The sequence below is a fragment of the Gorillibacterium sp. CAU 1737 genome (assembly GCF_039888655.1).
Taxonomy (GTDB): Bacteria; Bacillota; Bacilli; order Paenibacillales; family NBRC-103111; genus Gorillibacterium.
In genome coordinates, this window is the sequence record NZ_JBDQQO010000015.1 from 1 (window position 1) to 26998 (window position 26998).

28 protein-coding genes, 1 tRNA gene and 2 pseudogenes are annotated in these 26998 nt (G+C 51.8%); 6 read left to right on the forward strand and 25 right to left on the reverse strand.

Annotation, left to right across the window (positions count from 1 at the left end; genetic code table 11):
- Positions 1-187: 187 nt before the first annotated feature.
- The 5 genes from ftsH to AAFN83_RS20895 all read right to left on the reverse strand — a co-directional run bounded on the left by ftsH (position 188) and on the right by AAFN83_RS20895 (position 6061).
- Complete coding sequence (gene ftsH, locus AAFN83_RS20875; protein ID WP_347773001.1) at positions 188-2227, reverse strand: ATP-dependent zinc metalloprotease FtsH; 2040 nt, start codon at positions 2225-2227, stop codon at positions 188-190.
- Between the two features lie 106 nt (positions 2228-2333).
- Positions 2334-2876 (reverse strand): hypoxanthine phosphoribosyltransferase, encoded by a 543-nt coding sequence (gene hpt / locus AAFN83_RS20880; protein WP_347773003.1) that lies wholly within the window; start codon positions 2874-2876, stop codon positions 2334-2336.
- 18 nt (positions 2877-2894) lie between these two features.
- The gene (gene tilS, locus AAFN83_RS20885) at positions 2895-4364 is read right to left on the reverse strand and encodes a tRNA lysidine(34) synthetase TilS (RefSeq protein ID WP_347773005.1); all 1470 of its coding nucleotides are present in this window, start codon (positions 4362-4364) and stop codon (positions 2895-2897) included.
- A gap of 28 nt (positions 4365-4392) precedes the next feature.
- A complete protein-coding gene (locus AAFN83_RS20890; protein WP_347773007.1) occupies positions 4393-5316 on the reverse strand; it encodes a protein kinase domain-containing protein in 924 nt (307 codons plus the stop codon).
- On the reverse strand, positions 5300-6061 hold the full coding sequence (locus tag AAFN83_RS20895; RefSeq protein WP_347773009.1) for a vWA domain-containing protein: 762 nt from the start codon (positions 6059-6061) through the stop codon (positions 5300-5302). The genes AAFN83_RS20890 and AAFN83_RS20895 overlap by 17 nt, the downstream gene beginning before the upstream one ends.
- Positions 6062-6215: 154 nt before the next feature.
- On the opposite strand from AAFN83_RS20895, the gene AAFN83_RS20900 reads away from it, so the two are divergent.
- The 3 genes from AAFN83_RS20900 to AAFN83_RS20910 are packed head-to-tail and all read left to right on the forward strand — an operon-like array spanning position 6216 to position 8235.
- Positions 6216-6569 carry a PadR family transcriptional regulator gene (locus AAFN83_RS20900; protein WP_347773011.1) on the forward strand — a complete coding sequence of 118 codons (354 nt, stop codon included), beginning with the start codon at positions 6216-6218 and terminating at the stop codon, positions 6567-6569.
- The gene (locus tag AAFN83_RS20905; protein WP_347773012.1) at positions 6566-7117 is read left to right on the forward strand and encodes a DUF1700 domain-containing protein; all 552 of its coding nucleotides are present in this window, start codon (positions 6566-6568) and stop codon (positions 7115-7117) included. The genes AAFN83_RS20900 and AAFN83_RS20905 overlap by 4 nt, the downstream gene beginning before the upstream one ends.
- Positions 7118-7146: 29 nt before the next feature.
- Entirely contained in the window at positions 7147-8235 is a 1089-nt protein-coding gene (locus AAFN83_RS20910; protein ID WP_347773014.1) for a hypothetical protein, read from the forward strand.
- 61 nt (positions 8236-8296) lie between these two features.
- On the opposite strand, the gene AAFN83_RS20915 is transcribed toward AAFN83_RS20910, so the two are convergent.
- The 7 genes and pseudogenes from AAFN83_RS20915 to AAFN83_RS20945 form a co-directional block, all read right to left on the reverse strand.
- Positions 8297-9148 (reverse strand): phosphotransferase family protein, encoded by an 852-nt coding sequence (locus AAFN83_RS20915; protein WP_347773136.1) that lies wholly within the window; start codon positions 9146-9148, stop codon positions 8297-8299.
- Positions 9149-9161: 13 nt separating this feature from the next.
- The gene (locus AAFN83_RS20920) at positions 9162-9836 is read right to left on the reverse strand and encodes an HAD family hydrolase (protein WP_347773016.1); all 675 of its coding nucleotides are present in this window, start codon (positions 9834-9836) and stop codon (positions 9162-9164) included.
- A 23-nt stretch (positions 9837-9859) separates the two neighbouring features.
- A complete protein-coding gene (locus AAFN83_RS20925) occupies positions 9860-10702 on the reverse strand; it encodes a M55 family metallopeptidase (protein ID WP_347773018.1) in 843 nt (280 codons plus the stop codon).
- Between the two features lie 37 nt (positions 10703-10739).
- Entirely contained in the window at positions 10740-11156 is a 417-nt protein-coding gene (locus tag AAFN83_RS20930; protein ID WP_347773020.1) for a hypothetical protein, read from the reverse strand.
- Positions 11157-11193: 37 nt separating this feature from the next.
- Positions 11194-11880, reverse strand: a complete 687-nt coding sequence (locus AAFN83_RS20935) for a hypothetical protein (protein WP_347773022.1) — start codon at positions 11878-11880, stop codon at positions 11194-11196.
- A 175-nt stretch (positions 11881-12055) separates the two neighbouring features.
- A complete protein-coding gene (locus tag AAFN83_RS20940; RefSeq protein ID WP_347773024.1) occupies positions 12056-13273 on the reverse strand; it encodes a glycoside hydrolase family 5 protein in 1218 nt (405 codons plus the stop codon).
- 301 nt (positions 13274-13574) lie between these two features.
- Positions 13575-13676 (reverse strand): annotated as a pseudogene (locus AAFN83_RS20945) (VOC family protein); the annotation flags it as partial.
- Between the two features lie 540 nt (positions 13677-14216).
- On the opposite strand from AAFN83_RS20945, the gene AAFN83_RS20950 reads away from it, so the two are divergent.
- Entirely contained in the window at positions 14217-14828 is a 612-nt protein-coding gene (locus AAFN83_RS20950; RefSeq protein WP_347773026.1) for a hypothetical protein, read from the forward strand.
- 71 nt (positions 14829-14899) lie between these two features.
- Here AAFN83_RS20950 and AAFN83_RS20955 read toward each other — a convergent pair whose 3' ends face one another.
- From AAFN83_RS20955 to AAFN83_RS20990, 8 genes are all read right to left on the reverse strand, one after another.
- Positions 14900-15805, reverse strand: coding sequence for a restriction endonuclease (locus tag AAFN83_RS20955; RefSeq protein WP_347773028.1), 906 nt, complete (start codon positions 15803-15805; stop codon positions 14900-14902).
- Positions 15806-15876: 71 nt separating this feature from the next.
- Entirely contained in the window at positions 15877-16335 is a 459-nt protein-coding gene (locus tag AAFN83_RS20960) for an Imm30 family immunity protein (protein WP_347773030.1), read from the reverse strand.
- A 21-nt stretch (positions 16336-16356) separates the two neighbouring features.
- Positions 16357-17160 carry a hypothetical protein gene (locus AAFN83_RS20965; RefSeq protein ID WP_347773032.1) on the reverse strand — a complete coding sequence of 268 codons (804 nt, stop codon included), beginning with the start codon at positions 17158-17160 and terminating at the stop codon, positions 16357-16359.
- Between the two features lie 24 nt (positions 17161-17184).
- Positions 17185-17901 carry a hypothetical protein gene (locus tag AAFN83_RS20970; protein WP_347773034.1) on the reverse strand — a complete coding sequence of 239 codons (717 nt, stop codon included), beginning with the start codon at positions 17899-17901 and terminating at the stop codon, positions 17185-17187.
- Complete coding sequence (locus AAFN83_RS20975) at positions 17891-18229, reverse strand: hypothetical protein (RefSeq protein WP_347773036.1); 339 nt, start codon at positions 18227-18229, stop codon at positions 17891-17893. The genes AAFN83_RS20970 and AAFN83_RS20975 overlap by 11 nt, the downstream gene beginning before the upstream one ends.
- A gap of 323 nt (positions 18230-18552) precedes the next feature.
- Positions 18553-18915 carry a hypothetical protein gene (locus AAFN83_RS20980; protein ID WP_347773037.1) on the reverse strand — a complete coding sequence of 121 codons (363 nt, stop codon included), beginning with the start codon at positions 18913-18915 and terminating at the stop codon, positions 18553-18555.
- A gap of 38 nt (positions 18916-18953) precedes the next feature.
- Positions 18954-19415: a VanZ family protein gene (locus tag AAFN83_RS20985; RefSeq protein ID WP_347773039.1), complete on the reverse strand. Its 462-nt coding sequence runs from the start codon at positions 19413-19415 to the stop codon at positions 18954-18956.
- A 172-nt stretch (positions 19416-19587) separates the two neighbouring features.
- On the reverse strand, positions 19588-20067 hold the full coding sequence (locus AAFN83_RS20990; RefSeq protein ID WP_347773138.1) for a hypothetical protein: 480 nt from the start codon (positions 20065-20067) through the stop codon (positions 19588-19590).
- A gap of 97 nt (positions 20068-20164) precedes the next feature.
- On the opposite strand from AAFN83_RS20990, the pseudogene AAFN83_RS22180 reads away from it, so the two are divergent.
- Together AAFN83_RS22180 and AAFN83_RS21000 are read left to right on the forward strand one after the other, a co-directional pair.
- Positions 20165-20270 (forward strand): annotated as a pseudogene (locus AAFN83_RS22180) (IS1595 family transposase); the annotation flags it as partial.
- 111 nt (positions 20271-20381) lie between these two features.
- Complete coding sequence (locus AAFN83_RS21000) at positions 20382-20903, forward strand: hypothetical protein (protein ID WP_347773041.1); 522 nt, start codon at positions 20382-20384, stop codon at positions 20901-20903.
- 118 nt (positions 20904-21021) lie between these two features.
- Here AAFN83_RS21000 and AAFN83_RS21005 read toward each other — a convergent pair whose 3' ends face one another.
- From AAFN83_RS21005 to AAFN83_RS21025, 5 genes are all read right to left on the reverse strand, one after another.
- Positions 21022-22218 carry an S-layer homology domain-containing protein gene (locus AAFN83_RS21005; RefSeq protein WP_347773043.1) on the reverse strand — a complete coding sequence of 399 codons (1197 nt, stop codon included), beginning with the start codon at positions 22216-22218 and terminating at the stop codon, positions 21022-21024.
- Positions 22219-22348: 130 nt separating this feature from the next.
- Positions 22349-22915, reverse strand: coding sequence for a GNAT family N-acetyltransferase (locus AAFN83_RS21010; RefSeq protein WP_347773045.1), 567 nt, complete (start codon positions 22913-22915; stop codon positions 22349-22351).
- 182 nt (positions 22916-23097) lie between these two features.
- The gene (gene spoIIE / locus AAFN83_RS21015) at positions 23098-25593 is read right to left on the reverse strand and encodes a stage II sporulation protein E (protein ID WP_481810539.1); all 2496 of its coding nucleotides are present in this window, start codon (positions 25591-25593) and stop codon (positions 23098-23100) included.
- A 548-nt stretch (positions 25594-26141) separates the two neighbouring features.
- Positions 26142-26215 (reverse strand) — tRNA-Met (locus tag AAFN83_RS21020).
- A gap of 151 nt (positions 26216-26366) precedes the next feature.
- A complete protein-coding gene (locus tag AAFN83_RS21025) occupies positions 26367-26858 on the reverse strand; it encodes a S1 domain-containing RNA-binding protein (protein WP_347773049.1) in 492 nt (163 codons plus the stop codon).
- Between the last annotated feature and the right edge of the window lie 140 nt (positions 26859-26998).

The window sequence follows — 26998 nt, forward strand, 5'->3', positions numbered from 1 at the left end:
TCAATTCTTCCGTATACGACTGGAACTTCTGTCCTTTTCTCGCCATAAAAAATGCACCCCCTAGATTTTCATCGGATTTTCCCAGGGGGTTTTTCCAATGTCTATTCTAAGGGGTGCACTTCACAAGGGGAGTCCGGCTTTTGCTATGCGGGAGAGCGCGGCCTCATGGCCCGCCTCCCTGCTTCGCTTACTTGTCTTCGTTCGGCTCGTCGTTCGAAGCACCATCCGTGCCCCGGCCGATCTCGCCAAGCTTGTTGGCTTCGTTATCTTGATCCTGGCTTTGGATGTTCACTTTGACATCATCGGCACTGATCGAAGTTTCCTCCGACGTCGTCGATTCTCCCTCTGTGAGGCCATCGTCGCCTTCGATAAAGCCGTTCTCGATCAGCTGAACGATCTGCTCCTTATCGAGGGTTTCACGGCGAAGCAGCGTCTTGGCGACGAGGTGAACCTTGTCACTGTACTCCTGCAGAAGCTCGCGAGCCCGCTCATAGCAACGGCGGATCATGACTTGCATTTCCTGATCGATCTCATAAGCGATGGCGTCGCTGTAGTTCTGCTCATGACCCAGGTCGCGGCCCAGGAAGACCTGCCCGCCTTGGGAATGGCCGAACTGCATCGGCCCCAGCTTATCGCTCATGCCGTAGTCGACGATCATGCGGCGGACGATGTCAGTCGCCTTCCGGAAATCGTCATACGCTCCGGTGCCGATCTCTCCGATGAACAGCTCCTCGGATACGCGGCCGGCCAGCAAGCCGGTCACTTGATCTAGCAGCTCGGTCTTGGTCACCACAAGCGGATCCTCTGCATCCTTCGGAAGCATCATAACATACCCGCCAGCACGTCCCCGTGGAACGATGGTGACCTTGTGAATCATATGGGCATTGCGTTCATAGTAGCCGATGATGGCGTGGCCGGCTTCATGGTAAGCCACCGTACGCTTGTCGCGCTCGCTGATGACGCGGCTTTTCTTTTGCGTCCCGACAATTACGCGGTCGTAGGCTTCTTCCACTTCCGCCATGGAGATGTCCTTCCGGTTGCGGCGAGCGGCGATCAAAGCCGACTCGTTCAGCAGGTTCTCCAGATCCGCTCCGGTGAAACCGGTGGTATAGCGGGCCAGCGTGTCGAGGCGAACGTCCTTGGCCAGCGGTTTGTTGCGGGCGTGTACCTTGAGTACCGCTTCGCGCCCCTTGACATCCGGACGATCGACGGTGATTTGCCGGTCGAAACGGCCTGGACGGAGCAAGGCCGGGTCGAGAATGTCGGGACGGTTGGTAGCGGCCACGATGATAATGCCTTCGTTGGCTCCAAAGCCGTCCATCTCAACAAGCAGCTGGTTGAGTGTCTGTTCGCGTTCGTCATGTCCGCCGCCGAGTCCGGCGCCGCGCTGACGACCAACTGCGTCAATTTCGTCAATGAAGATGATACAAGGTGCGTTCTTCTTCGCGTTCTCAAACAGGTCGCGAACCCGTGAAGCGCCGACACCGACGAACATTTCCACGAAGTCAGAACCGGAGATGCTGAAGAAGGGAACGCCAGCTTCCCCTGCTACCGCACGGGCAAGCAGCGTCTTACCGGTACCCGGAGGGCCGACGAGCAGCACGCCCTTCGGAATGCGGGCGCCGACAGCGGCGAACTTGCGCGGGTCCTTCAGGAATTCGACAACTTCCACGAGCTCCTGCTTCTCTTCATCCGCACCGGCCACGTCCTCGAACGTGACACGCTTCTTCTCTTCGTTGTACATCCGGGCACGGCTCTTGCCAAAGTTCATGACCTTGCCGCCGCCGCCCTGTGCCTGATTCATCATAAAGAAGAACAGGATGAAGATGATGATGAGCGGGAAGAGCGAGGTCAGGAACGTGAGCCAGATGCTCGTTCCTTGCTGTTTCTCGTACTGGTATTTCAAGGCTTTATTCGGATCGGTTACGGAATCGGCTGCGGATGCGACCAGCTTGTCGGTTTCATCCGTATTGGGAGCGATCGTACGGAAGGTTTTGCCCTCATAGTACGACCCATGGATGACATACATGCCGCCTTCCGGCTGAATGGTGATGGACTTGATGGTGTTGGCAGTCGACTGGTTCGCTATATTTTGCAGTTCATTTCGGAATTGACTGTAGGTCTTCTCCGTCTCCATTTCATTCTGGGTTGCAATGACACGGACGATTCCGATAATGATCAAAATAATTAGCAGATAAAAGCCGGTGCTGCGGAGGATTCGATTCATCCCCAACCTCCTCTCATGCTTGTTTTATTTTACCACAGCGCCAATTTGCTTCTCAACTGAACCGAAGGGGGGCCCTCCGGCGGCGCGGCAGGAATGAATCCAATCCTTATTCTCCCGAGTAGACGGATTCCTTGAGGATGCCCACATAGGGAAGGTTGCGGTACTTCTCGGCGTAATCGAGACCGTAGCCCACAACAAATTCATCCGGAATCTCAAAGCCCCGGTAATCCGGCTCCAGCGGAACGGTGCGGCGGGCGGGCTTGTCGAACAGAGCCACAACCTTCACGGATTTTGCGTCGCGCCCTTCCAGGAGATCAATCAGGTAGCTCAGCGTCATCCCGCTGTCGATGATGTCTTCCACGATCAGCACTTCGCGGCCTTCCACCGGTACATCAAGGTCCTTGATGATGCGAACCACGCCGGAGGAACGGGTGGAGGCTCCGTAGCTGGAGACCGCCATGAAGTCGAGCTCGAGCGGGATTGTGATCGTTTTGACCAGATCGGACATGAAGATGAACGCGCCCTTCAGGACACAAATGACAAACAGATTTTTCCCTTCGTATTCGCGGCTGATCTGTTCGCCCAGTTCCCGGATCTTCGCTTGAATCTGTTCTTCGGTGTACATGATTTCCTTAATGTCGTTTTGCAACCGTTGACCCTCCCACAATTATCCTATGAATCCATGCTGTGATGCATTCGAGCCGAGCGGTTCATCCTCGAACCCGATAAACGTCATGCAAAAGAAGAGCCTCGTCTTCTCTGTCACGACGGAATGCGCGGCTTGACGAAGGCCGGGAAGCCATAGAATGAGGCCGTTGTCCCCTTCAACAAGGGGCCAGACTTCACGTCTGCGGGCGGGGATCTTCTCATCAATGAAGATATCTTTTACCTTTTTGACGCCCTTTAATCCCAGCACCTCAATGCGATCCCCAGCTTGTCGGCTTCGAACTCGAAGCGGAAACTCCAGCGTCTCGCGATCGAATATAGCGTAATCCCGTCCGTTCCTGCCCTGGTTCGGAAGCTCCTTCCGGTCCCTCGTCGTAAACCCGACGAGTCGTCCTCCGGTCTCTTCCAGCCGAAGCGAAAAAGACCCTGCGTCATCCGCTCCTATATAATGAAGGAATGGATGCGGCTCGGATGGCGCCATAAGCTCCACTCTGTCGTATTCGCGACAAAGCTGCAGGTTCCCCGCAAGGTCGAGGGTGAAATTCGGGGGCCCCTCCCGCAGCACCGCCTCTCGAGCGAGCTCCGTCAAGGTGTAGCCGAAATCCTCCTGCTTATCCGTTCCGGTGGCAAGATAATCTAATAGTAGTTTAATCAACCGCCTTTGTAAAGCGAGATGGAGCCCCGCGAAAGCGCTCCGGGAAAAGGCAAATCCCCCTTTTGCCGGACGGACCAGCTCCGCAAAAGCGGCCTCTGCGGCTTTTGCCAGATAGGCATTCTCCGCCTGCATGACCTCAGCCAGTCGACCAAGGGTCTCCTCCAGTCGAGGATTATAAGCCGTAAGCGTCGGCATTAGCTCCAGCCGGAGCCGGTTGCGGGTGTAGACGCGCTTGAGGTTGCTGCTGTCGATTCGGTACGGAATGCCCTCCGTCTCGCAATAGCTGACAAGAGCGTCCTTGTTTATACGAAGGAAGGGGCGGATAAGTTCCACATTTGCAAAAGTTCGTTCCGCCGCCATCCCGGAGAGCCCGGCCGGACCTGCTCCGCGGAGAAATCGCATGAGCACCGTCTCCGCCTGATCGCCCGCATGGTGCGCGAGCGCGATCTTGGTCGCGCCGCATTCTCGGGCGACGGAGGCAAGATACCGATAGCGCTGCTCGCGCGAGGCCGCTTGCCCGTTCATGCCCGTCTCGCGGATGTAGGCGGGCATATCCAAGCGGGCCACGCGGCAAGGCAGGCCGAGCTCTGCGGCGCAGGTGCGGACGAGCAGCTCGTCCGCATCGGATTCCTCGCCGCGAAAGCCGTGATTCACGTGGGCGACGGTAAGCCGAAGCCCAAGCTCCGGCGCCAATCGAGCGAGCAGATGGAGGAGCGCCATCGAATCCGGCCCGCCGGAAACCGCCGCGACCACCGCATCATTCGGAACGAAGCTGCCCTCCCGGCGAATCCTTTCCTTAAGCTCTCGTTCCTGCATTGGGTTCTTCCCCTTTTCCTTACGGGCTTCACATCAAGTCTCGTATATATAAATACACCACCGAAAGAAATAGAATCGCAGATACGGCGATTCCCGTCTTGAAGCCCTTTCCGAGGGCGGAGCTTTTGCGCACGGGGCGCTTGTTCCACGAGTAGACCGTCGCTCGCCAATGCTCGCAGGCCTCTCGGCTGGACGAATAACCCCCGCCAAGCAGGCGGCGGAGGCAGGGCAAATAAGGACGGCAGGAGGCCGATGCCTCCGCCGCCTTCAAGAGCAGCTCCGGGCTGCGGTTTTGCGGCAGCAAATCACGCCGGAAGCACTCCTCGCCCGCCCCCAAGAGCCGCAGGCAGAGAATACCGAACGCAAACAAATCGTAGCCGGCATCCGCCGTCCGTGTCCCCGCGTTCCAATAGCCGCGGTCATAGATTTCGGTAAATTGCTTGACCGAGCGGCCGATCGGCGACAACCCGCCGAAGTCGACGAGATGGGCCTCTCCATAGGAGGAAACGAGCACATTCTCGGTCTTAAGATCGCCGAATACCCACCCGCGTTCATGCAGGTGGGTCAGTTGAACGAGCAGCTTCAGCCCAATCACGCTGAGCCACTCGGAGCCCTCCTTATCCAAAAAGACAGCGGATTGAAGCCCCTCTACATATTTCATCACGTAGAACGAATAACTCGTGCCCTTCCAGATGAAATCATCCGTGTCCACGAGAAATCCGGCGAGCGGGCCTCCCCCTGCCGTGATGGCCGTAAGCGCGTTCACTTCCGATTGGACGTCTGCTGCATCGAGGCCGACCTTCAGCGCATGCCTGCGCCCCTCGCAGCTGACGAGAAATACCGTTCCGTTCGCCCCTTCGCCCAGCTTGCCGAGCACGCGATAGGAGCGGCCTTTCCACTTGCCCGTCAGAATGGTTCCGGCGGCCGGTTCGGGCCTATACGACGTAGTCACTCCAAATCCCGTCCTTCTTCTGCCGATATGCATCGGTCGATTCCGTGGCTTTCTCGTGAAGCCTGCTTCCGGCACTGCCCTCCGCAAAATAACTGACGGCGCGAAGCAGCGCAGGTCCGGTCGGTGTCGTTCCCTTCATGTTTATGTTATAGAATAACTCGCCCACTTTTGCAAGGCGGTTCGACCAAGCCTGCTCCACGCGAACCTCTTCCCCCGATGTTCCGGGAAACCGGAGGACAGCCAGGCGGCTCTCGCCAGAGCGGGCTTCCAGGCTCCTCATCAAGTCGCGCACGGCTTCGCGGACGGCCATGAGCTTCGGCTTCATGCTGGCACTTGCATCGACCAACAGGGCCACCTCAAGGGCTGCCGTCTCTTCCATCTCGTCGATCACGCGGACCACTTCGGCACGCCGATCCGGCGGCAGATCGGTGAGCTCGACAGATTCTCGGCCCATGATCGCCTTCAGCTCGGCTCCCACCACCTGTCGGATCGTATGGGAGACGGTTTTACGCGTCATCATCTGCACCGTCTGCGACAGGTTAGCTGAGCCTACCATTCGGGAGAGCCCTCCTCCGGCCCGAGCAATCTCACGAATCTCTTCTGATCCGAGCAACCCGATCTCTCCTTGATCGACCACACCCACAACATTTACCGTAATTCCTTCGGACAACGCATGCGCTGCCGCCACCACTGGGCTGACGCCCACATTTGAGCAGCCGTCTGTAATCAGGATGATCTGTTTCATCTTGGGCTTGCCTCCTTGTGTCTCTCTACTTCCAGTCTTGCCTTCGTGAGAGACTTCTAAACCAGTGCCCTCCTACCCTTGAGCAACCTGTTCAAAATAGGTACTGTACACTGCAAGGTACTGTGTGGTACATTGGTCCATGAGGGGGAGGAAAATGATGGAGATTACCGAATGGGTTTCCCAGGTGCGCCGAGGACTTCTCGAATTTTGTGTCCTGCGCCTCATCGGCACAGAACCCCGCTACGGTTATGAGCTGGTGACCACCTTGAACCGCTGGGACTTCCTGGCCGTTACGGAAGGCACCTTATACCCGCTGCTGCGCCGCCTTTTGAAAGAACAGTACATCGAGTCGAGCTGGAGGGAATCCGAAACGGGCCCGCCTCGCAAATATTACGCTTTAACGGCAAGCGGCTGCGAACTGCTCGCCTCTATGTCCGCCGAATGGGAGAAGATCACGCAGGCGATTGAGGACCTGCAAACCGATAACAAAGGGAGGAACTGGCTATGAGTTGGAACCGTGAGACCTATCTGAATGCCTTTGGCGAACGCCTTCGTCATCTTCCAGAGGAAGAGCGGCTCGATGCCATCCGGGAGATTGACAGCACCATTTTCGACGGGATCTCCGATGGTCTGTCCGAAGCGGCTATTCTGAACCGATTGGGGGATCCCGTTCGGTTGGCGAAAGCCTATCAAAGCGATTATTTCCTGCAGAGGGAATGGAAGAGCCCCCTGCGAAACATTTGGCTCATGATCAGCTTTTACAGCACCACCGGCCTGCTGAGCGCGATGGTCGTTCCCTTGCTGGCCACCATCACTTACGGCTTCGGGTTTTGTGCCGCCGTCACTCCCCTGGCCGGGCTACTGCGCACGTTTGGGGTGAACTGGATCAGCATGAGCCTGGCGGGAGAAAACGACGTTCCCGCCATCTGGAGCCTTCCGTATGCACTCGTCGTGGCACTCTTCCTCGGAGCAATCGCCTATGGAACCCGCAAGCTGCTGCACCGCTATTTTCGCTTCGTCTCTCGCCAGCACCGCAAGCTGCTGCCAAATAAATAAAGAACATTAGGAAGAAAGCAGGCCTCCGTATGAATGGAACCAACCGCAAGCTTTTGTCGCTCTTGCTGTTGCTAGCCTTAGCCGCCGCAACTGCCGCATGCAAGGACAACCGTGAAGAAGGCAAGGAGCCCGTCGGACAGGCGACCCCGTCCACTAGCTCTACCACCGCCTTAGCTGAGTCCCCCTCCCCGCTCGCAGCCTCTCCCGTGAAAGAGGAATCGGCCTCCGCCACCGTTGTCCCCCCGACTGTCTCGCCTACGGATAAGCAGGCTGCTAAGGGGTCAAATCGAAAAACCGAACTCGATGAATACCTGGAGCAGGGGTACCAGGTGGAAGCCAAGCATGTGTTTATTCACGATTTCGAAGGGATCGGCAAGCTCACGATTACACCGGTAACCATAAATTCCGTAGGCGAAGGGCTGCCTCCTTTTTATTTGATCGCCTCCATGAACGGGGTAGAGTACCAGATCATGAAGCCGGAGGGGGAGGACTCGTATCCGATGCTGAGCTCCTTTGAGGCCATTGCTTTCGCCGATATCGATCCGCACAGTCTTAAATCCGGCTATACGGATATAATCGTCATCGCCGACTTTATCACCGGGGCAGGTCGGGAGGGAACGGTTCCTTTCTCAAAGGCCTTCATCTTCAAAAATGATTCGTGGGGCAACTTCCTGGAGGACAAGGAACTGGAGCATCGGATCGCGCATTCTGCCACGACCCGAACTCTTACCGTGAAGCAGGTGCTCAAGCTGGCAGAGCCCGTGGACATCAACCGCTTTCGTGGGACCTACACCCGAGAGGGGTCCTCGGAGTACCAAGCCGGAACGATCACCATCAAGCGCATTACCGACAGCCAGGTATCTTTTTCATTCGATGGACACCACGTCAACGGGGGCGAGGAAGGGCTTAAGCTCGGAAACGTAAACCTAGGGAACCTGGAGAATGCGGAAGCCTCCATCACGGAAAGCGGGCAATCGGCCATCTATCGGGATGAAGAGTACGGTTATGAGATGATCTTTTATTTCTACTCGGACGGCACCTTTGAGATAGTCGAGGACGGAGGCCCTGTCTACGGGCACAATGTTACGGCAGAGGGAATCTACAAGAAGGACCGCTAACCGGCATTGTTCCCTAGATAAAAACTTCCTACATAAAGAAGAGAGGGCGTACGCCCTCTCTTTACAGGTTTTGCTGAATAAACGAAACCAGCTGTCCCTTCTCTTCCTCCGATATTGCATCAGCGGACAGCTTTCTTGCCGCGACAGGCATAATCCATGGATAAACCTCTTCATAGGTTAATCCGGAGAGCCTCGTATACTCGTCCATGAAGGTGTCGATGACCGCTTCTCGAAAAGCAGTAAAGCTTTTTCGGAGTTCGCTAGGTAGATCTTCGGGCAGTACGGCGTACCGAATCATGATGATATACTCGGCAAGGTCTCCTTCCGGATTGCCTACCGTCGCATTCATCCAATCAAGGATGACTGAGCTGCCATCATCTCTGACCATAATGTTGCCGGGATTGGGGTCGCCATGGCAGAGGACGTGCTTGGCCGGAAGTCGGTCGAGGGCAGCCATCACCCCTTTCTTCTCCTTGGAGGTCAAATGGCTGGTGTACCGAATGTTCTGCTTAAAGCTTTCCTTTTGCGATGATAACGGATGAGTAGGTGCGGATTGGCTATGGATGGCATGGAGAATGCGAGCGGTTAGTCGGATATCCTCTCCCTCCAACTCCGAGGTATCCACGAACGGCTGCTGCAACTGCTTCATAAAACGAGCTGCCAAGGTCTCCCCATGGATCCGCTCAAACACGATTCCGGCGCGTCCTTCCACCTGCAACCATTCATAGGGGCGCGGTACAGGAATTCCACATTCCCACGCTGCGAGGGTGTTTCGGTATTCTCTTCGCATCGCCTCATCGTCTGTGTTAGGCTTGGCCAGCTTGATGATCTTATCGGCGTCCTCCCAGACGAACACTTCCGAGCAACCGCCCTCCGCTATCTTTGCTCCATCCCCAGCTCCCTTTCCCTCTATTCATTTCGCCGAGTCATAGAATGTCTCTCAACTCATGAAGGGATTCGACGATATAATCCGGTTTGGATTCATGGCTCCACGTTCTCCCGTCTCGATTCAACCAGCAAGCTGCCAACCCCTGGCGTTTCGCTCCCGCTACATCCGAAACGGAGTCGCCGATATGGATCACTTGACTGGCATCCACTGCATAATGACGAAGCATCTCTTTGAACATGGTGTTGTTCTCGTCGTTTTTGTAAGAGCGATGACGCTCCGACGTGAACAGCTGGATTTTGTAATCCTGGTGAAAGCTTGGAACCATGGCATCGTCAGCATCGCTCACGATACAAACGCAGTACTTCTTCGTAACGTGATCCAAGAAGGTAAGCGTATCTTCATAGAACTCAGACTGCGCTTGTTCTCGAAAGAGGATGGTGCTCGCTTCGGACACGTCATAGGATACCTGCGCATGCTCGAATACATCTACGAAACTTCTCTCGTAGACGTCCTTCAATAAGCAGAATGACCCTGCCTCTCTCCGCTCGGCCCAGTGCACCAGGAAACGAGACAGCAAGAGCCGAGCATTCTCCACCGCCCGTTCGGGAGTAAACCGATCTGCCAGGATCGGCTTCCAAATGTGCTGCACCCTGGATTCGACATTCACCAAGGTTTGAAACATGTCCAAACTGACCACTTTGAACTTTCCCAAGTACGATCACCCTCATATCTTTATCATTGCGAAGGTGCTTTACGTATGCATTCCCTTACATAATGGAATAACTCGGAACCGATCTCAAAGGAAGGAGCTTCCCACCTTGCTTCTTGGTTTGAAAAGCTCCCTCTCCACGAGAAAGCCTCCGGCCGTTCAAAATAAAATCCGTCGCATAGCTCAAGCCGAAAACGATAAGGACCTTTAAGGGAAACTTCCTCCAGATTGTCATAGTCATCCAGAGCACGAAGAACACCTTCCTTGATAATCGAAAAAGTCTCCTTCACACCGGGCTCCCATCCGTTTTTTTTGTCCTTCACTGAAATGTGATGAACGGTTGAAGTCAGTTCTCGGGCTTCCCTTTGTGAGGCTGCGCATCCGATATTAGCAATGTACTTGGTCCCGTGGAATTGGAGGACGGACGATCCAATCTCGGCAATGTGGCGGTCGTTCAGCCAGTACCCTTTTATGGGAGGAGATTGAATGGTATGGGGAAAATAGGCATGGTCTTCTCCTAATCTGGAGTGCTGTCCCACCGTGATAATTCCATACGGCTTCAAGAGAGCCTGTCCCCTTATCCGTCTCCAGAAAAAACAGCGGTCGGGGACATCGAATACCCGTACATTTGCGGGCAACTCCTCCAACCTTACATTGAATCCGGGAGTTCCAGCGAAATGACTGTCGTAGTAAAGAATCTCGTCCACTCCCGCTTCATTGGCCGCCTCACATACGGCCCGTACGTCGGAGGTCATCTTGTCTCGCCCGTAATCCTCCCACTTTTCTGTCCCCGTGAGCAGTTCATCTCCATTCGAATCAAAAATGCCAGATGCCCCTTCCATATCGGAAATCAGAATGAGCTGTTTCATCTTTTCCTCCTTATCAAAGGGACGCCTTTCGGCGCTCTTACTTCTTAATCGTAAACGTAAACTTCCACTTGGCACTGTTCCCGGAGTAACGTCCCCGATTTTCCACAACCTTGACGGTGAGCGCTTTTTCCTTCTTTTTCGTGATGGAGGATGCCTTCAAGGAAGCAGAGGATGTGCCCACGTCCGGGATCTTGTCCTGTTCCTCCGCATAGGCCTCCAGCTTGACGCTTTCGGTCGGTTTCAGGGTTACCGTGACGGTATCGCCTTCCCCAATTTCTTCACCATTCACATAAGCCGTGGTATACCATTCGTTCCCGACATGGTTGTTCTCCACTAGCTCGACACGGTCAAGCGTCACTTTGATCTTGACGGTCTTGGAAGCTGCGGATACCGGCTGGACAAGGAAAAGAACGAGCAAGGAGAAGACAACGAGCAGCTTGAGCTTCTTGTTCATCAAAGGGTGCCTCCCTATTCGATGATTGGAATGAACCTTAACCAGGTGGAAGGTGTGTCATTACTTCTTTAAAATAGGCATACAGGATCTTGGGGCTAAGCATGTAGAAGCCGGGGTGCAGAAATTCTACCAATAGCATGTTCGGATAGCGCGCCACTCTCGCACCGGAATCCGAATGGGTATAAGGAACACCCAGTACCTCGCAGATCACATCAAACGTTCCCCCGCAGATAACAAGGTCCGGGGCGATGATTTCGAGTTCTTGAAGGAGTAAAGCTTTATTAGCAAAGGCGTGGGTCCGAATCTCGTCCATATTGCTGACGTTTTGGCCGCCCGTCTTTTTCAAATTGATGAGAGCGAGATTCTCCAGCCCCTCCTTGATGCAAGCGGGCTGTGTGACGCCGGTATTGTAGGGAGGAAAGCCGTGATGGAACCCATAGCTCAACTCACCCAAACGTTTGAAGATGGTCAGGAATTTCATCTCTTGGATCTGCTTGTCGATAAGCTCAACCAGCGACCACTTATCGTTCTTGGTCTCGTCAATGACTTCCTTTAAGAGAAAAAGCAGCTTGGTCTTCTGCTCTGCATAGCGTTCTTCCTGAACCACCCCACCGTAGACGTAATGAGGCACTTCTTTGAAAAAGAGGTCATATTCGCCCATCAGCTGTTGATTGATCATAGTGAGGTTCCTTTCCGAACGCTTGAGAATATTGGAACCATCCATGAAGTACCATTTCACTATACCATGTGGGTATTCGGTTGTTTTTTACAATTCGACAAACATTTGCATTTCGACCTCATATTCGTGGGAAGCCATTATCTATTCTCTGCAATAGAAAAGACAGCGCGTTCCTTTAACGGAATCACGCTGCCTTCACATGAGCTTCCTCTCAGACGCTTTATTGCATCCCCTGCATAATGGCATTGATGATGCCTTGCTGGGTTACGGTATTGATCGAACGATTAAACAACCCAAAGCCATGCTGACCGTTGTAGCCATTGTCCCAGTAGACGGGAACCATTTTGTACTTCTTGGCGGTTGCAGTAACCGCTTTGGCAAAGGCGGCGCGGTACGTATTGTTGGTGGAATCATAGGTGGTCTTGTCAATGGAGCCGAACTCGCCAATTACCACCGGGTACCCTTGCGTCACAAACTTATCGTACATGGACTTGAATTGCGCATTCAGGTAATCTTCCTGACCCCAGGTCGACTTCTTGGACGGATTGGTCGCGGTCGCTCCCCATTGCGTAATGTTCCCGTTTTCCTCTCCGGCAAAATCCCACGGGGAGTAATAGTGCGCCGAGATCATGATGCGCTTTTCTGAGCTCGGAATGGTGGAGGAACGGTACGAATCGGTCGGAAGAACGAAGCCATAATTGCCTGCCGTATAGTCAATGTTCGTATTCCAGCCCGGAATGAGCAGCCATCTTGCGCTGTTATTGCCGCCGGTCTGACGTACGGTGTTCACGAAAAGCTGATTGTACGCGTTGAGATTGGCGTAATAGGACGGATTCGGATTGTTGTAATTGCCGTCAAACACCTCGTTCATCGATTCGAAGACGAGGCGCTCATTGTAATTGACGAACTTGTTCGCAATCTGCTGCCAAACACGCTGGTACTTCTCCTTAATGGCGGTTTGATTGCCGCCATTCACCAGCAGCCAGCCACCGGGGATCGTATTGTAGCCATCGCCATGGATATTGATGATGACATACAGGCCTTCATTGTAGGCGTAATCCACAACCGTCTTGACCCGGTTCAGCCAAGTCTCGTTAATCGTATAGTTGGGAGCTCCTCCAATATAGCTTAAATAGGAGACCGGGATCCGGATGGTCTTGAAGCCTGCAGCCTTCACTTTCTGAATGAGCTGAGGAGTAATGGTCGGATTTCCCCAAGCCGTCTCGCTTGGCGTGCCGTTCACCGTCGCCTCCAGTTGATTGCCCAGATTCCAGCCTGCACCCATTTCATAGACCACTTGCGAAGCCTGCAGCGAACGGAAATCGGATGTGATAGGTGTTGCCGCTGATGCTCGGGTGCTCCACCCGGTAAAGACTACGGTAGCCAGCAATACAAGGGCCAGACCGAAAACTCCACTTTTCTTCATCCTAGCGAACATATCAAACCCTCCATCTTCTAAATGATTGTGCTGCCTGTTAAACCATACCTAAGAGCATGCTCCGACAACGGGACCCGAACCTTACGTTCCCCCTCTCTACCAAATTCCAACTTAGTAAGCGCTTTCTTTTCTAATAATATCATATTTTTGGTAAATATTGTGATTCTATTTGTAGCATTTATTTGATTTTTAAGGGGCAACGTTCCATTTGCTTGTGTACAATTCGAGTGCCCTTAGCAAACAATCAAAATACACCTGCATGCTCTCGCATACAGGTGTTATCCGTCTCCCGGTACAGGAGTTATTTCGTTCTCTTCATCAGCGGATGATCCTCGTTCAATTGAAGCAGATCCCACTGATTTCCGTACAGGTCCTGGAAGACCGCAACCATTCCATAGGGCTGGCTCGTAAAACATTCCCCTGCGGTCTCTCCATGGATCCGTTAAAAATAAAATTTACGCGACGTCCATCTTCAATCATTCACAGGGAAGCGACACTGGAGGCATGCATTTCCCAGTACTATCTATGCATTACCTCATCGTCTCTGTCCGGTTTCGCCAGTTAATACTCCCAGACATACCAGCCGTTGCTACGGAAGCCGTATCTGCTAACTTTACTCCAAGTCTGATTGTCATAATCGCCCTTCCTATTCTTGTAAATAACCATCCTGTTTAATTTCTTTGAAATTGACGTTGTTTATCATAGTAAACTTTTTTAGGCCCTCAATCTGCTCCTTAGCAGTCGTCCTCCAACCATCTTACTAAACTATTATTGGTCATTCTCAATAACCATGAAAAATTCTAGAATTCGTGACTAATTTAACTTTCAACTCAACAAATTTAGATATACCTTTGTTAAAGTAAAGTTTACTATGCAAAACATTAATAGAGGTGAGTAACTAGTGTATCTCTTTGAAAAGATATTCATGAGGTTCAAAAAAGACTTGTCCACAAGAAAAACAATCTTACGATTTATCCCAAAAAAAGGATGGAGAAAGATTGTCCTGTTTATGGTTATTTCTTTAATATTTGGCGAACTAGTTCCTGTAACAGACAATAATCTTTTTATGATTCCTTTTATAATATCTATGGTAATTATGCTTTGGATTATTAACAAAGAATTTAACTCTATTCGAGCAAAAAAATATGGAACAAATGAAAAATATCAAAAAAAACGGTATGATCTTTTAATAAATATTTTGGAACAAAACTCTATTTATGACCCCAATAGAAGAGATTGGACCGAAGGGAAAATCGAAACCCTAATTCAAATTTGTAATATAAAGCTAAGGAAACCCAAATTCAGTTCGAAAACGGTTAGTATCAGTGGAACAATATTAGCTATTGCAATTCGTACTTATCCTCCAGCAAAATTAAAAATATTTTTAACCCAATTTCCTGAACCAATAGCGATAAACGTAATAATACTATTAATCCAGTTAATAGGGCTAGCTATAATGATTGTTCCCATATTATTTGAGTTAGCTGACAGAAAACACAATAAAATTGTGGAACTAAGAAATATGCTGCTTGAAATTCGCCTAAAGTACCTCTAATTACTTTTCAATAACTAAATAAGCTATAAACTACGAGAAACCAATTATCGCAATAAATTTCTATTATAAACCTACCTCATACCCCGAAGCTTCTTGCCCTTCCACCTCTTCAACATATCGTCCAGTATCAATCCATTGATCAGCCTGATATTTAATCGTTCTGCAGCTTCCCTGGCTGCTTTAGTGAAATTGCTCGTTGTCACGATCCAGGCATCATAGCAACCATGCACCTGTTTGCCTGCCTTAAGCCGCAAAACAATATCGTTACCAACGTCCTGTTTCCACCTCTTACATTGGACAGCGATCTTGTAGCCCTCTTTTCCTTTCAAAATCAAATCCACCTCATGATCACCCGCTCCACCTATTCTTTGCACGGTATAACCCTGATCCATATAATAAAGCTCCATCAATCGTTCAAAGTCCGTTCCTGATAAAGCTTGAGCATCAGCTTTTAGAATTTCTGTGTCCGAGAACTTACGGCTCAGGGACCGGTTTGCGTTAGCCCGAGGATTCCCTTTCGCTTTGGCCGCTTCAGTGGTGACTCGCCTTTTTGCTGCCGAAGTCGTGCCCGCTTTCTTGGCCTTTCGTCGTTTGGTTGTCCACCGATTTCCACAGATTTCACCTATGAGAACCGAACCAAATAAGATGCCAAAAAATACGCCCCAGTGCAATCCGGGTACTGCAAAGTATACTCCCATTCCCCCAAGAAGAGACAATCCCGTTATCGCCTTTGCTACTTGTCTGCCTTCTGCATAATACGTCCTAGCCATTTTTCCCCCACCTTGTCTTCCTAGCTCAGTTGGTATGACAGCGCCGCTCATCAAGAGGATTTGTGCGATCCCAGCAAAATTGCGACATTTTCTTGCACACTCTTCTATAATTTTGGATATTATGCCCAATATATCATAGTCCCAGTCGTCCTTGGCATCATAGACGCAAAAAACACCCACACGCTTTCGCACACGGGTGAAATTCAAATTATAGAGCATCCTCTACTCTCGGCTGATAAGATTCCTCCACCGATAGATTGAAACACGCGGCCTATGTTCTATGTGAGGTACATTAGAACTTCTAAAACGGAGGCTTCATATTTCGTTGGATTCTTATCCTTTATTTCATTTAATAGCGCTACAAGAAGTTCCTTAGTCCGTTTATCTGCCTTGCTTAACGTTGCCCCGTATAAGGCCCGATAATCCTTATGATTCAGAATCCGGCGGGTTAAGAGTTTCAACCATTCGTTAGCCCTCTCCAGCATCTCCGGCATGGCTTTGACCAGCTCTGCACAAGCCTCTTCGCCGTCAAAAGCTTCTATCGCATGCACTAGCCCCCACATCACTTCATCCTGCTCTGTTTGATCGTCGAAAGCTTTGCACAACCCGCCTATTATGCGATAGTTCCCTGATCTATACAGCTCTTCTAATGCTTCCTCAAAATTACGCACTTCCGTTTCGGTGTTCATCAGCCGATTCTCATACAGCCGCTGCGCTTCCTGACCCAAATCCCCCACTCTTTCGTCCCCCTGTTCCCCTCAACGGTATTCCAACGGATAAACGTCAACATGCAGTCTTCCATCACTCTCGGATAAGTAGGGCTCCCTGTTCTTAAGGTACTCATACTCAGGCAGCCTGGAGAGAACATTGCGTAGTATGTATTTCGCCATTACGTTTACGTACCGATCGTTCTCGCTGTTCATGACATAGCTTTTGCCGAGTTGTCGAAGAAGTTCATTCTGAGAGGAACGGATTTCACTCTGCACCAGATCAAGCGGCAGTTCTGACAGGGCCAATCGATAATAAAAAGCGGTCCCCGAATGGCGTGAGCGATCCCCCATATGCGCCTTTATCCCATGAAGCAATTTCTCGAGCGAAGCCATCTCATCAGGGAAGGCCCGACCCCAAAACCGCAGAACATGAATCGATGTCTCAAAGCATTCGCCGTCCTCGCAAAACCGTCCAAAGCAGGTCCGGGACAACCGCTCCTTCGTCTTGGAGAGCATCTCATGGACGAGTTCGTTCTCCCGACCCAGGATGGCAAGCAGGCCCAGAATCTCAAGCTCGTATGCATTCGCGGAGAAAAGGTGCGAGCGGGGAGTGACCCGGGTGAGGGTCACGTGCTTCTTGCCTTTGTCAGAAGGAGGGACATAAAACAAGGGGTACCGATAACGCTCCTCTCCATCTGCCGCCCCTCCTTTGCGATAGAATTGACGGACGGTTTCAGGATCGCAGACAGCTTGAAGCAGCACATGAACGGAGGCCAGCCGTTCCTCCTCCGGCAGAGATTCGCCTCGAAGGAAAGAAGAATTCCATCTGACGACCACTTCAAAAGGCGTCATGCCCTTCATCCTCTCTGTTGTCCTCTAGACATGCAAGACGGCATTCTCTCGGCAAAACATCAAGTACTTGCCTATGGGCCCTTGATCTTCGGCAAAAGCCGGCTTTCTCGGTTGGCCATTGCCTTGCGGAGACAAGAGATCGCTCATTCGATGAAAGGTCATGGTGTGCTGGTTTTCGTTTGACTCCAACTCAATGACGAACTGCTCCTCCGACAGATGGACACCCGTAATGGTACTGCCGTTGATAACGCCCGATAGGTCGTCCCATTGATTCTCGTCGCTCTCCCCTGCCCATCGTGAAGCCCAGGGATGGTAGTCCGCGTTATACCTGATGTGACATCCCACAACGCGGTCATCCATCGTCAAGTGTTGCTCCGATGCCCAGATCGTATACACCAAATACTCGTATCCCTCAGCCCGATCCAGCAGTAATCCGAAGAAGCTGGGACCGCCCGTTCCATAGGAGCCCAGCTGCGTCGAAAAATTCACGATGCGCCTTCCTACGAGGCTCTCCATCTCTATGTCCAGTAAGGTAACAGGTCGATTCAATAAAAGCACCTCATTCTCCTTCGGCTCGTAGCGGAACTCTTTGAACGAATGATCCTCTTTCCATCCCGTTGCAGTCCACTCAGCCGCCCCCCCCTTTGGCACGATCATGGAGTATTGCTTGACCAGTCCCATGTTCAATTGACGAAAGGGATGTTTCTTCTCTCTCCAGCTTTGAAAAAGGTTATGAACCATAGGTGGTTCCTTTCTGTAGGGCTTCCTCATCAGGATAGCGAATTAACATATCCTCAAGTCGTTCCGCCAGATTCTTTCTAAGGCCACCTTCACCGATTCGGATGGCATCGGCCACTTCATTGTAGATCCATTTGCATCCATTCACGGCCATGATGGCCATAAGAATGCCACCTGTTGCCCACACGAATAGAATGATCACATCTGCATCCACCGTAACCTTCTTGAAATAATAAGAGAGAACTTGAACCCAGAGCGGAATAAAGAGGGAGATGAAAATTCCCGGAATGAGCAGGGGTGGAAGCTTTCTTTTTTCGATATCTTTGTTCAATGCCTCCAGGATCAGCTTGATTTTGGCTTCATTGTACAGATGGTTCCTCTTGAAGTACTCAACCAAGATGTTCCTCTGCATTCGGTCAAATTCTCGGGACCTCCAAAACCGCCCACCGGGCCTCATTCTATAGCGATGCCTAAGAATGGACTTGGCCTCGTTATTATGCATTACACAGGAAAGCGCAAACAGGGCCGAGCATAATAAATAGAATGCGCATGTAGCGGAAAACCAGATGGTACGTGGACGCATTCTTTTTATCATACTCTACTAGTTGGTCAACCATATCGTTTCCCCTGTCCTCTGGTCTTCTATAGGTTTCTTCACTTGCGGAAACTGTTATCATTCGTGGTTCTCAAGCAGATCGCGGGCCTCGTCTCCAGCAGGAGTGTCTTCATTGTATCCTCGTCACTAAACAGGAATGTTGCCTGTTCTTTCCCCGTTCCCCTTTCAATCTCCATTCCAATTATGTTTTCAAAAGTCAGTTCGTAGAGGATTCGGTCTCCAGTCTTAAGCGTAAGGGACAGAACTCCATGTGCAGGCTCAAGAGAACACTCCAATCGATCCTGATCGCGGATTAAGGTGAAGAACAAGCTATTATAAAACCAGGGAGTTGCCTCATCCAGGACGCGCGGCTCTGATTCAAAGAGACCAATAAGCTCATGTTCCTTCGGAAATGGATTCACTCTATTCAACTCCTCAACTGTGGAAATGCCTCACCTAATCAAAAAGGCTTTCTCTTAAAAACTGACTTGATAAAAATACGGATAACTCCATATCCGATGCATGCGCCAAATGCATTCAAAAGAAGATCATCAACATCAAAGCTTCCTAAGCGGGTGATCAATTGTGTCCCTTCAATGAGGACCAAGATGGTTAGTGCAATCAAAAGGAACCTAACAAATCGAAAATTCGCCCTATTAAGCAGCGGCAAGCAAATCCCTATAGGAATAAACAGAACGATATTCCCAAATAAATTCTTTACCCACGTTCTCGTACTAAAGTAATCTCTGTTCACGATATACTGGTTGATTGTCTCAAAAGGAGTGAGATTATAGCTATACTCCGACAAAACAGGTCGATCAAGAAAGAAAAGCAGTGAGATCATTATCCCTGCGTAGAGCAGGGTCGCCATAACAATCGCAATGTTTACCATAGGTTTTTGAAAATAAGCGTTTCTAATCATAATGAGATCCTCATCCCGTACTTTTTACAACCGACGAATGCCCCGGCAATTTGTATCCCATTATTATACATCTATCAATGATAGGGAGAAAACCCCTCTACCTTTTCAGGCCTCCCTTTCCCACATTCGCTCCGTCCCCTACAAAAAGAGAGCAGCCCACTGGCTACTCCCCTTACTCACCATCCCCTTCATCTCGAGGATTTCCCAACGGACTGATCACGATTTTGGTTACTCGCTTCTTTATCTTATACCTTTTGCACAAGTATTCACCAACGGTCTTGTTCTTGTGCCTATGGGAGGAAGAGAACGTGATCACATTCCGGCTTTTTAACAAAAGTCGATACTTCGCCTCCTCACGACTGCTTACGTTGATGGCATCCATATCGCGACGGCTATAAAACTCAACAAGCTCAATATCGCCGATCGGGATTTCAACCCATTTGAAGGCAAAAAAGTACTTACTCAGCTTGTCATCCTGAATTCGATAAGTAATGGAAAAAAGAAGAAGGATCGCTATTCCTGATGCAATCGAGGCCACCACAAACGCTAAACGGGGTAGACCAGTATAGACAATAACGTTTACGAGTACAAAAAGCAGGATAACCCCCACTTTTGTGAAGAATGTACATTTAAAGACCAACGATTTTGCCACTCCTTATTCTGAAACCTCGCTTCATTTTGGCCACACTGCCTATGCAAGTGCTAAAGGCTTATCTCACTACCGATTCAAGTCCGATGGCAAACAACGGGTGAAGGGAGTATACCACATCCAAAACGTAAACAGCTATCACAGTCGTTTGAAGAAATGGATGGACCGCTTAAATGGTGTAGCAACCAAATATTTGAAACATTATTGGGCTCGGTTCCGTTATATAGACAGCAAGGAATATGAGATTACGGCATCGAACAAGAAAAATATGTTGGTTAAATCATGCCTGTTTTACAATGGGAGGAATGAGACTTTTGATGAACAATTTCAAATCGAGAATTTTATTTATATTATTTGGAGCATTATTATTAGCTGGTTGTAGTGGGAATGCGGTTACCTTACAAGACGGGGATACGCATGTAACCAAAGAAATGAATGAAGTCATTTCTGATCACATGATTCAAATGTCTTCATCCTCACATTATGAAACAGAAAAGCAATTTGAAATCCATAAAGTGTATGGCACAAATGAATCGGACGGGGTAATAACCGTCTATATGTGGTCTTTTTATGGTGGCTTTAATAAATCGACTGGAACAGAATTTCAAGAGGGGCATTCACTTCCTGCCGTGATTCAGTTAAGTAAAAATGGAGAGAAGTATTCTGTTATTGAATACATACAACCTCAAGACGGTGATATGTATCAGTCCTCTCTGAAAAAAATGTTTCCCAAAAAGTATTTGAAATTGGCTCAACAAGATCTTGAGAATCCAAAGGATTTAAGACAAGAAATGGTTGAAAAAGTAACCCAATGGTTAGAAAAACCAGAACCGTTGTGAATTAAATTTGAGGTAAGGGTTAATGGTCCAGTCAACCGCCTTTCAAGGCGGTTTTCTTTTGGTCATAAATCAACATTGAAATAAAACAGAGCCTAACAAAAAAAGAGCAGCCTCCCGGCTACTCTTCCTCCCAACTCCACTCATACCAGGGGACGGCTGCGTCCTTCACATAAATCATCACTTCATTATCGGTTTCTTCCGTGAGCTGCTCGGGGTACCGGGCTTCTCCCCGGACGTGGAAGCTCTTTACTCCATCAACAGTAAGCTCGATCTGAGCATCGTTGGCAAACTCTTCGTACGGATACTTCGTGGTCTCGCCGGCAACGGTTACATAGATGTCCATCACCTGACGGGACTCGATCCGCAGATTCGCCTTTACGACCACCCCACCCGCGTTTTTACTCCATTCAGGAGCAGGGACCACCACAATATCGGTATCCGGTCCTCCGTAAAAAAGGTTGGCGCCAAACGCCGTTTCGCCGCCTGCCTCCAGGGTCTGATAGGACCGAGGTTCTTCCTGATCCTCGATTTCTATGTAGGCGTAATCTTCTCCGGCAGCCTTTCGCATTCGATCGAGGATGGTGACGATCTCGGCGCGCGTAACCAGCCGGTCTGGATAAAAGTATCCCTTCGCATCTGGCGTCATGATCCCCAGCTTTATGAAACGGAAGAGCGCGCTTGCTTTGGCCGCATCCATATCGCTGCCCCACCACTCTTCTCCGTCTTCGATGAGGGCCAGATGGGGAGACATCAGGGAGAGGGGCAACCCGCTTTTCTCATAGTTTTCATAGGAAGAGAATCGGCGCTGTGGAACGTCCTTCACCTTGGCCAGCTCCTTGGCCAGTTCCTCGGGTTCGTCAGGTCTTGCCATTCGGTCGAACAGAGCGTCCAGCGTCATGAGCACTTCCCAGCGGGTCATTTTCTTTTCCGGTTTATACTGGTAGCTTTCATCCTGGTAGTCTTGGACGTCTGCGGCATAGATGGGCCGTATCGTGCTGTACAGCTCGGCAAACTCCTTGCTCGCCCAGTGGTTCTTCGGCACTCCGTTAATGGCAAGCGGCTCGGGGTTGCGAAGCAGCGGGAAGAGGCGGTACACCATGACCGTGAATTCCGCTTTGGTCACCGATTGGCCGGGCCGGAACGTTCCATCGGGGAAGCCCGTCAGAATGCCCCGCTTGTTCATTTCGTCAATGGACGGCTGGGCCCATTGGTATTGGCGATTGCTGTCCACATCCTTAAAGCCGGCCAGAGCAGGCGTTACCCAGGCTGCGGAGAAGAGGATGAAGGCCATACAAGTCAAAAGCAGTTTTTTCAAGAGGGATACTCCTTTGGGTGATGTCTGGATGCAATCGTGATTCCAGCAGGAGTAGTTTACCAGATTGTGTGGAAGAAAGGCTACGATCTACTGAAAGACCTGCCTCTGTGCCCATCATAAAAAGAGAGAGTTACTCATGAGCGGGTGATAGCAAGGAGTACATGTAGCAATCATCGTGCTTACTCCCCCGTTCAAACCGGCGCCTTAACAAGCCTTCTTGGAGGAAGCCGGCTTTCTCCAATGTTCTTTGCGAGCCCTTATTGCTTGTATGGACTTGGGCCTCAACCCGCTTGATCTTCATGGTTTCAAAGGCAAAATGACTGACTTCTTTCAGCACGGCCGTGTTGATTCCTTTGTTCCAGTACTCCCTCTTTATAAAAAAGCCAACCTCTGCGCACGTATTGGAGTTTTGAAAATGAAACAATTGGATTTGCCCGGCCACTTTCCCTTTGTAAACAACCGTCCAAGAATAATCGTTGCCGTTAACGAAGTTGCGGATGCGGCTAACCAGCACCTTCCGGAAAGTGTCATCGTTGTTGCCGGGCTTCTTGTACCCGCCAAAATAGCAAAAGGCTTCCTCATCACAATAAATGTCATAGAAAGCTTGCACATCTTGGTCCGGATTCACTTGGCGCAAGAAGATATCTTCCGATACGGAAATGGATTGAAATTGCTTGAAATGATCCTTAAAAGCCATCTGATGCCCTCCATCGATTCGATCTGCATAGCATTCCTCCATCATTATACGAGAAGGAAGTTCTTCCCTACCGTTAAGAAGGGCACAGAGGGAAAAGAGCAGCCTCGCGGCTGCTCTTCCTCTCCATCCACTATGTTAGGTTAGGGAGACCGGTCGGGTGGGCCCCGGTCCACACCGCTCCCCTAGCTCACCACCTTCGGTCGCTCTATTCGGCTCACGCCGGGCCAACGGAAGGTGGCCCATTCGGGGTGGAAGCGGCTCACCTTGGCGACGATGACGGTCATGTCGTCGTGAATGTCTCCCTGCTGATGGCGCACGACCCGTTCCAGCAGGCAGTCCGCAAACTCCTGCGGGTCGTCCGTGCGAATCTCCTGGATGACGCGCTTCAGCCACAGCTCCTTGTTCACCGCATAGCCGGGGGCATCAAAGATGCCGTCCGTCATCATGATGAGCGTGTCACCGGGAAGGAGCTGCACGCTCACCAGGTCGACCTCGATGTCGCTCAGGATGCCGACCGGCAGGTTGCTCGCCGTGATCGGGATCACCTCGCCCGCGCGCTTGATGAAGCTCGGCGTCGAGCCGATCTTCATGAACGTCGTCTCGGCGTTGTACAGGTCGATGATGGCCATGTCCACGGTGGCGTAGATCTCCTCCGGCGAACGCAGCATGAGCACGGAGTTCACTGATTTGATCGCCAGCTTCTCATCCATACCGGACTGCAGAAGCTGCTGCAGGATCTCAAGCGCCGTGCTGCTCTCCAGCCGCGCCCGCTCGCCGTTGCCCATGCCGTCACTCAGCGCAACGGCAAATTTGCCATTGCCGAGCTCGACGGCCGTGAAGCTGTCGCCCGAGAGCAGGTCCCCGCCCTTGGCGGCCCCGGCGACGCCGGTCAGCACCTCGAACGCCTTTGCGGAGCCGAAGGTGACCAGGCTGTACGACGGCCCGCGGTCCGTCGCCTGTTCCTGGGTCACCGTGATCGTCTCGCCCAGGATGTCGGAGAGCATCGGCGCAATGATCTTGCGGCATTCATCGAAGCCGCGCGTATATTGGTGCACGATCTCGATCTCCACGTTGCCCTCTTCCAGGCTGACGATGTCGATACTGAGCACCGAGAGGCCGAGCTGCTCCAGCGACGAGCGGATCTGCTCCTCCTGCAGGTAGAGCTGCTGCCCCTCGCGCTTGATCTCACGGGCGAGGTCCTCCATTACCTGCGAGACGCCGACGAGCTGATCCGCCACCAGCTGGCGGCTCTCCACGATCTGCCGCCGCCAATGCTGATCGTTGCGATAGAGCGCGTACAGCTCCTTCATCGTCGCCATAACCTGCTCCGGCTTTTTGCAAGCGTTTCGCCATTCGGGCCGAATCTCCCTCTTCTCCCGCTTGTTCTTGCTCTCCCCCTCGATCGCGGACATCATCTCTGTCATCACCGCGTAGGTATCGTAAAACTTTTCGTTCCAGCATACCTTCTGGCGAAAGCAATTCGCGCAGGTCTTCTGTGCCACCGCTTCCATGAAATGCTCCTGCTCGGCCTTCCGGCGCTCGCCGCCGGTCCCCTCCGCCGCAAGCTGGGTGAAGCTGCGCGACAGCTGACGGAACACCTCCGAGAACTGCTCCACTCGGCTCGCCGTAATATCTCGAATCCGTTTGGCATATTCATAATGAGACTTGAGGTTTTCTTGCGTACCCGGCACGTAGCGGGACAACGTATGCACGAGCCCCCTGCTGGTGAACAAGAAAATCGCGATAGCGGCGAGCGATTCCCAAGTGGAATGAAGCACCGACGCCTGATCCCCGATATAGAACGAGAGGATCGAGGAGCCGAGCAGCATGCCGAGCGCTACCGGAACGCGTCCGCCCTCCTTGAGCAGCCCCGCCAGCATCCCGGAAAAGGCCAGTAAGCTGATCTGATACACCGCATTCGGGTCGGCCAGGCTCAGGATCATCCCCGCCACCACGCCGACCGAAGCCCCGAGCGGGGCCCCGCCCACCAAGGCGAACAAAAGCACAAGGTAGCGGGACAGGAAATGCTCAACCGTCACCGGTCCAAGCCCCCACCCAACCGTGCCTGTCATGACGGAAGCAAGCAGAATGATCAAGCAGATGATCTCCTCATTCCGCAAATGATAGGATTTGCGCGCCGGAGCGAAGATCGGAATCGCCTGTACGAAGATTAACGACAGAATAAGGCCGAGGCCGGCATCGATCACCGCCATGACGATCGGAAACCAGCCGTTCACCGGCCCCACCAACGCCAAAAAGAGTTGGACAAGCAAAATCGAAGCCCCCGCAAGAACCGGAGCATGTGACAGGTCGGTCCGTTCGAATTTCTCCATCGCCTTCTGCAGGAGAAGGAATACCGCCATCTCACCAAGAAGGCCGATGGGGTACGCCACCGAGGAGAGCAGACAGCCCGCCGCTGTCGCGATCCCGACCCCAAGCGCCAGATCCTTGCGCAAATAATAAATGACCGCGAAATAGGCGAGCGCAAAAGGCGCAAGCTGGTCCAAAATGGCCGCCCGGCCAAGTAAAAACCCCATCAGCGCGAGCAAGAGCCCCCAGCGTTTCACCGAGAGCAGCTGCATCCACTTTGTTCGTTGCAAAACCGTCCATCCTGCTTGCTTCCACGTATCCCATCCGTTTCGAATCGCGTCCATCGCCCCGCTTGTCCCCTTTCCCATTTCCATTCGTCCACACCACCTAGTGGTTAGTGTTGCCTATTATAAGCGGCATGGCGGAGAAAGTTTGTCAGAAAAGCGGGTGGCGGGGACAAGAAATTTCCGACACACCTCGGATGCCCCTCGTCGACAAGCGAAACCCTTTAGAGCCGCGCGGCTTTCGCAACATTTCCCCTGTGCCGAATCCAACCGTGTGGGCCTGCTGTTCCGGGGGATTGTGCCCGATCCTGACAGCGCGAGATGTCGAGCGCTCGTCCTTGTATTGGGATTGTTCCTCTGTGTTGCCCTGGCTATCCGATCCTCGATCCGCCGAAAAGTCCCCGTCTAGCAGGCATTCGCCTCAATACCCGAAAGAGGCGGCAGGTGTCGATTTGTTTTTTTGGGAACACCTCCCTTCCTTCCTCCCGTCTCCTCGTTCACCATTCCTTGCAACGCTCCCCCGCTTGCTGTCGCGGGGTGGGGACTTGGCAGGAAAGCCTGTCTCCGTTGTCACCCTGTGCCTGGCGACAACAAAAAAAGCCCTGTCTCCAGGGCTTTCATAATCCAATCAGTAGCGGCGAAGGGAATCGAACCCCCGACCTTTCGGGTATGAACCGAACGCTCTAGCCAGCTGAGCTACACCGCCATATACGGTAGATTATACCTCGTCGTTGCCGCCAGCGTCAATGGACGAGGTTTCGCATTCTCAAGCAATGCGGACGGCACCCGCCCCCAGCAAAGAAGGCAAAAAAACCGTCGCCGACCAGGGCCGACGAACGGTTTCTATCTGCAAAGGATCAATCCCGGCGAGCCCCGCGGCCGCCGCGCTTGCCTTCGGTGTTCTTCTTCAAGGAGGAGATACGCTCTTCGCTATCCTTCAGGAACTTACTCACCTTGTCTTCGAAGGAAGGTTTGTTGTAGCTGGGCTTCCCGCCGTATCCCGACTTGTTGAACGGACGTCCGCCGCGATCACGGTTAAAGCCACCGCCGCCCTCTCTTCTCTCGCCAAAGCCGCCGCTCGGTCCCGTACGCACGGGCCTTTCGGATACCGGTTTATCAACCGCTTGCTTAATGGATAAACCGATCTTGCCGTCTTTGTCCACATTGATCACTTTCACCGTTACGATATCGCTCAGCTTGAGGTGATCATTTACGTCCTTGACGTAGTTGTCCGCGATCTCGGAAATGTGAACAAGACCGGTCCCTCCCTCTGGTAGCTCAACAAAAGCTCCAAAGTTCGTGATGCCTGTCACCTTGCCTTGCAGTTTGGCGCCTACTTCGATGGCCATAAGGTAATACGTTCCTCCTCATAATGGTTAGAAAAACAAGGGCTATGCAGATTATACCCGATGCCAACGGCGAAAGCAAGAAACCCGTGCCCCGCACGAGTTGGCAATTGAAGCCTGGGCAGACCGATTCACGCGGTGTT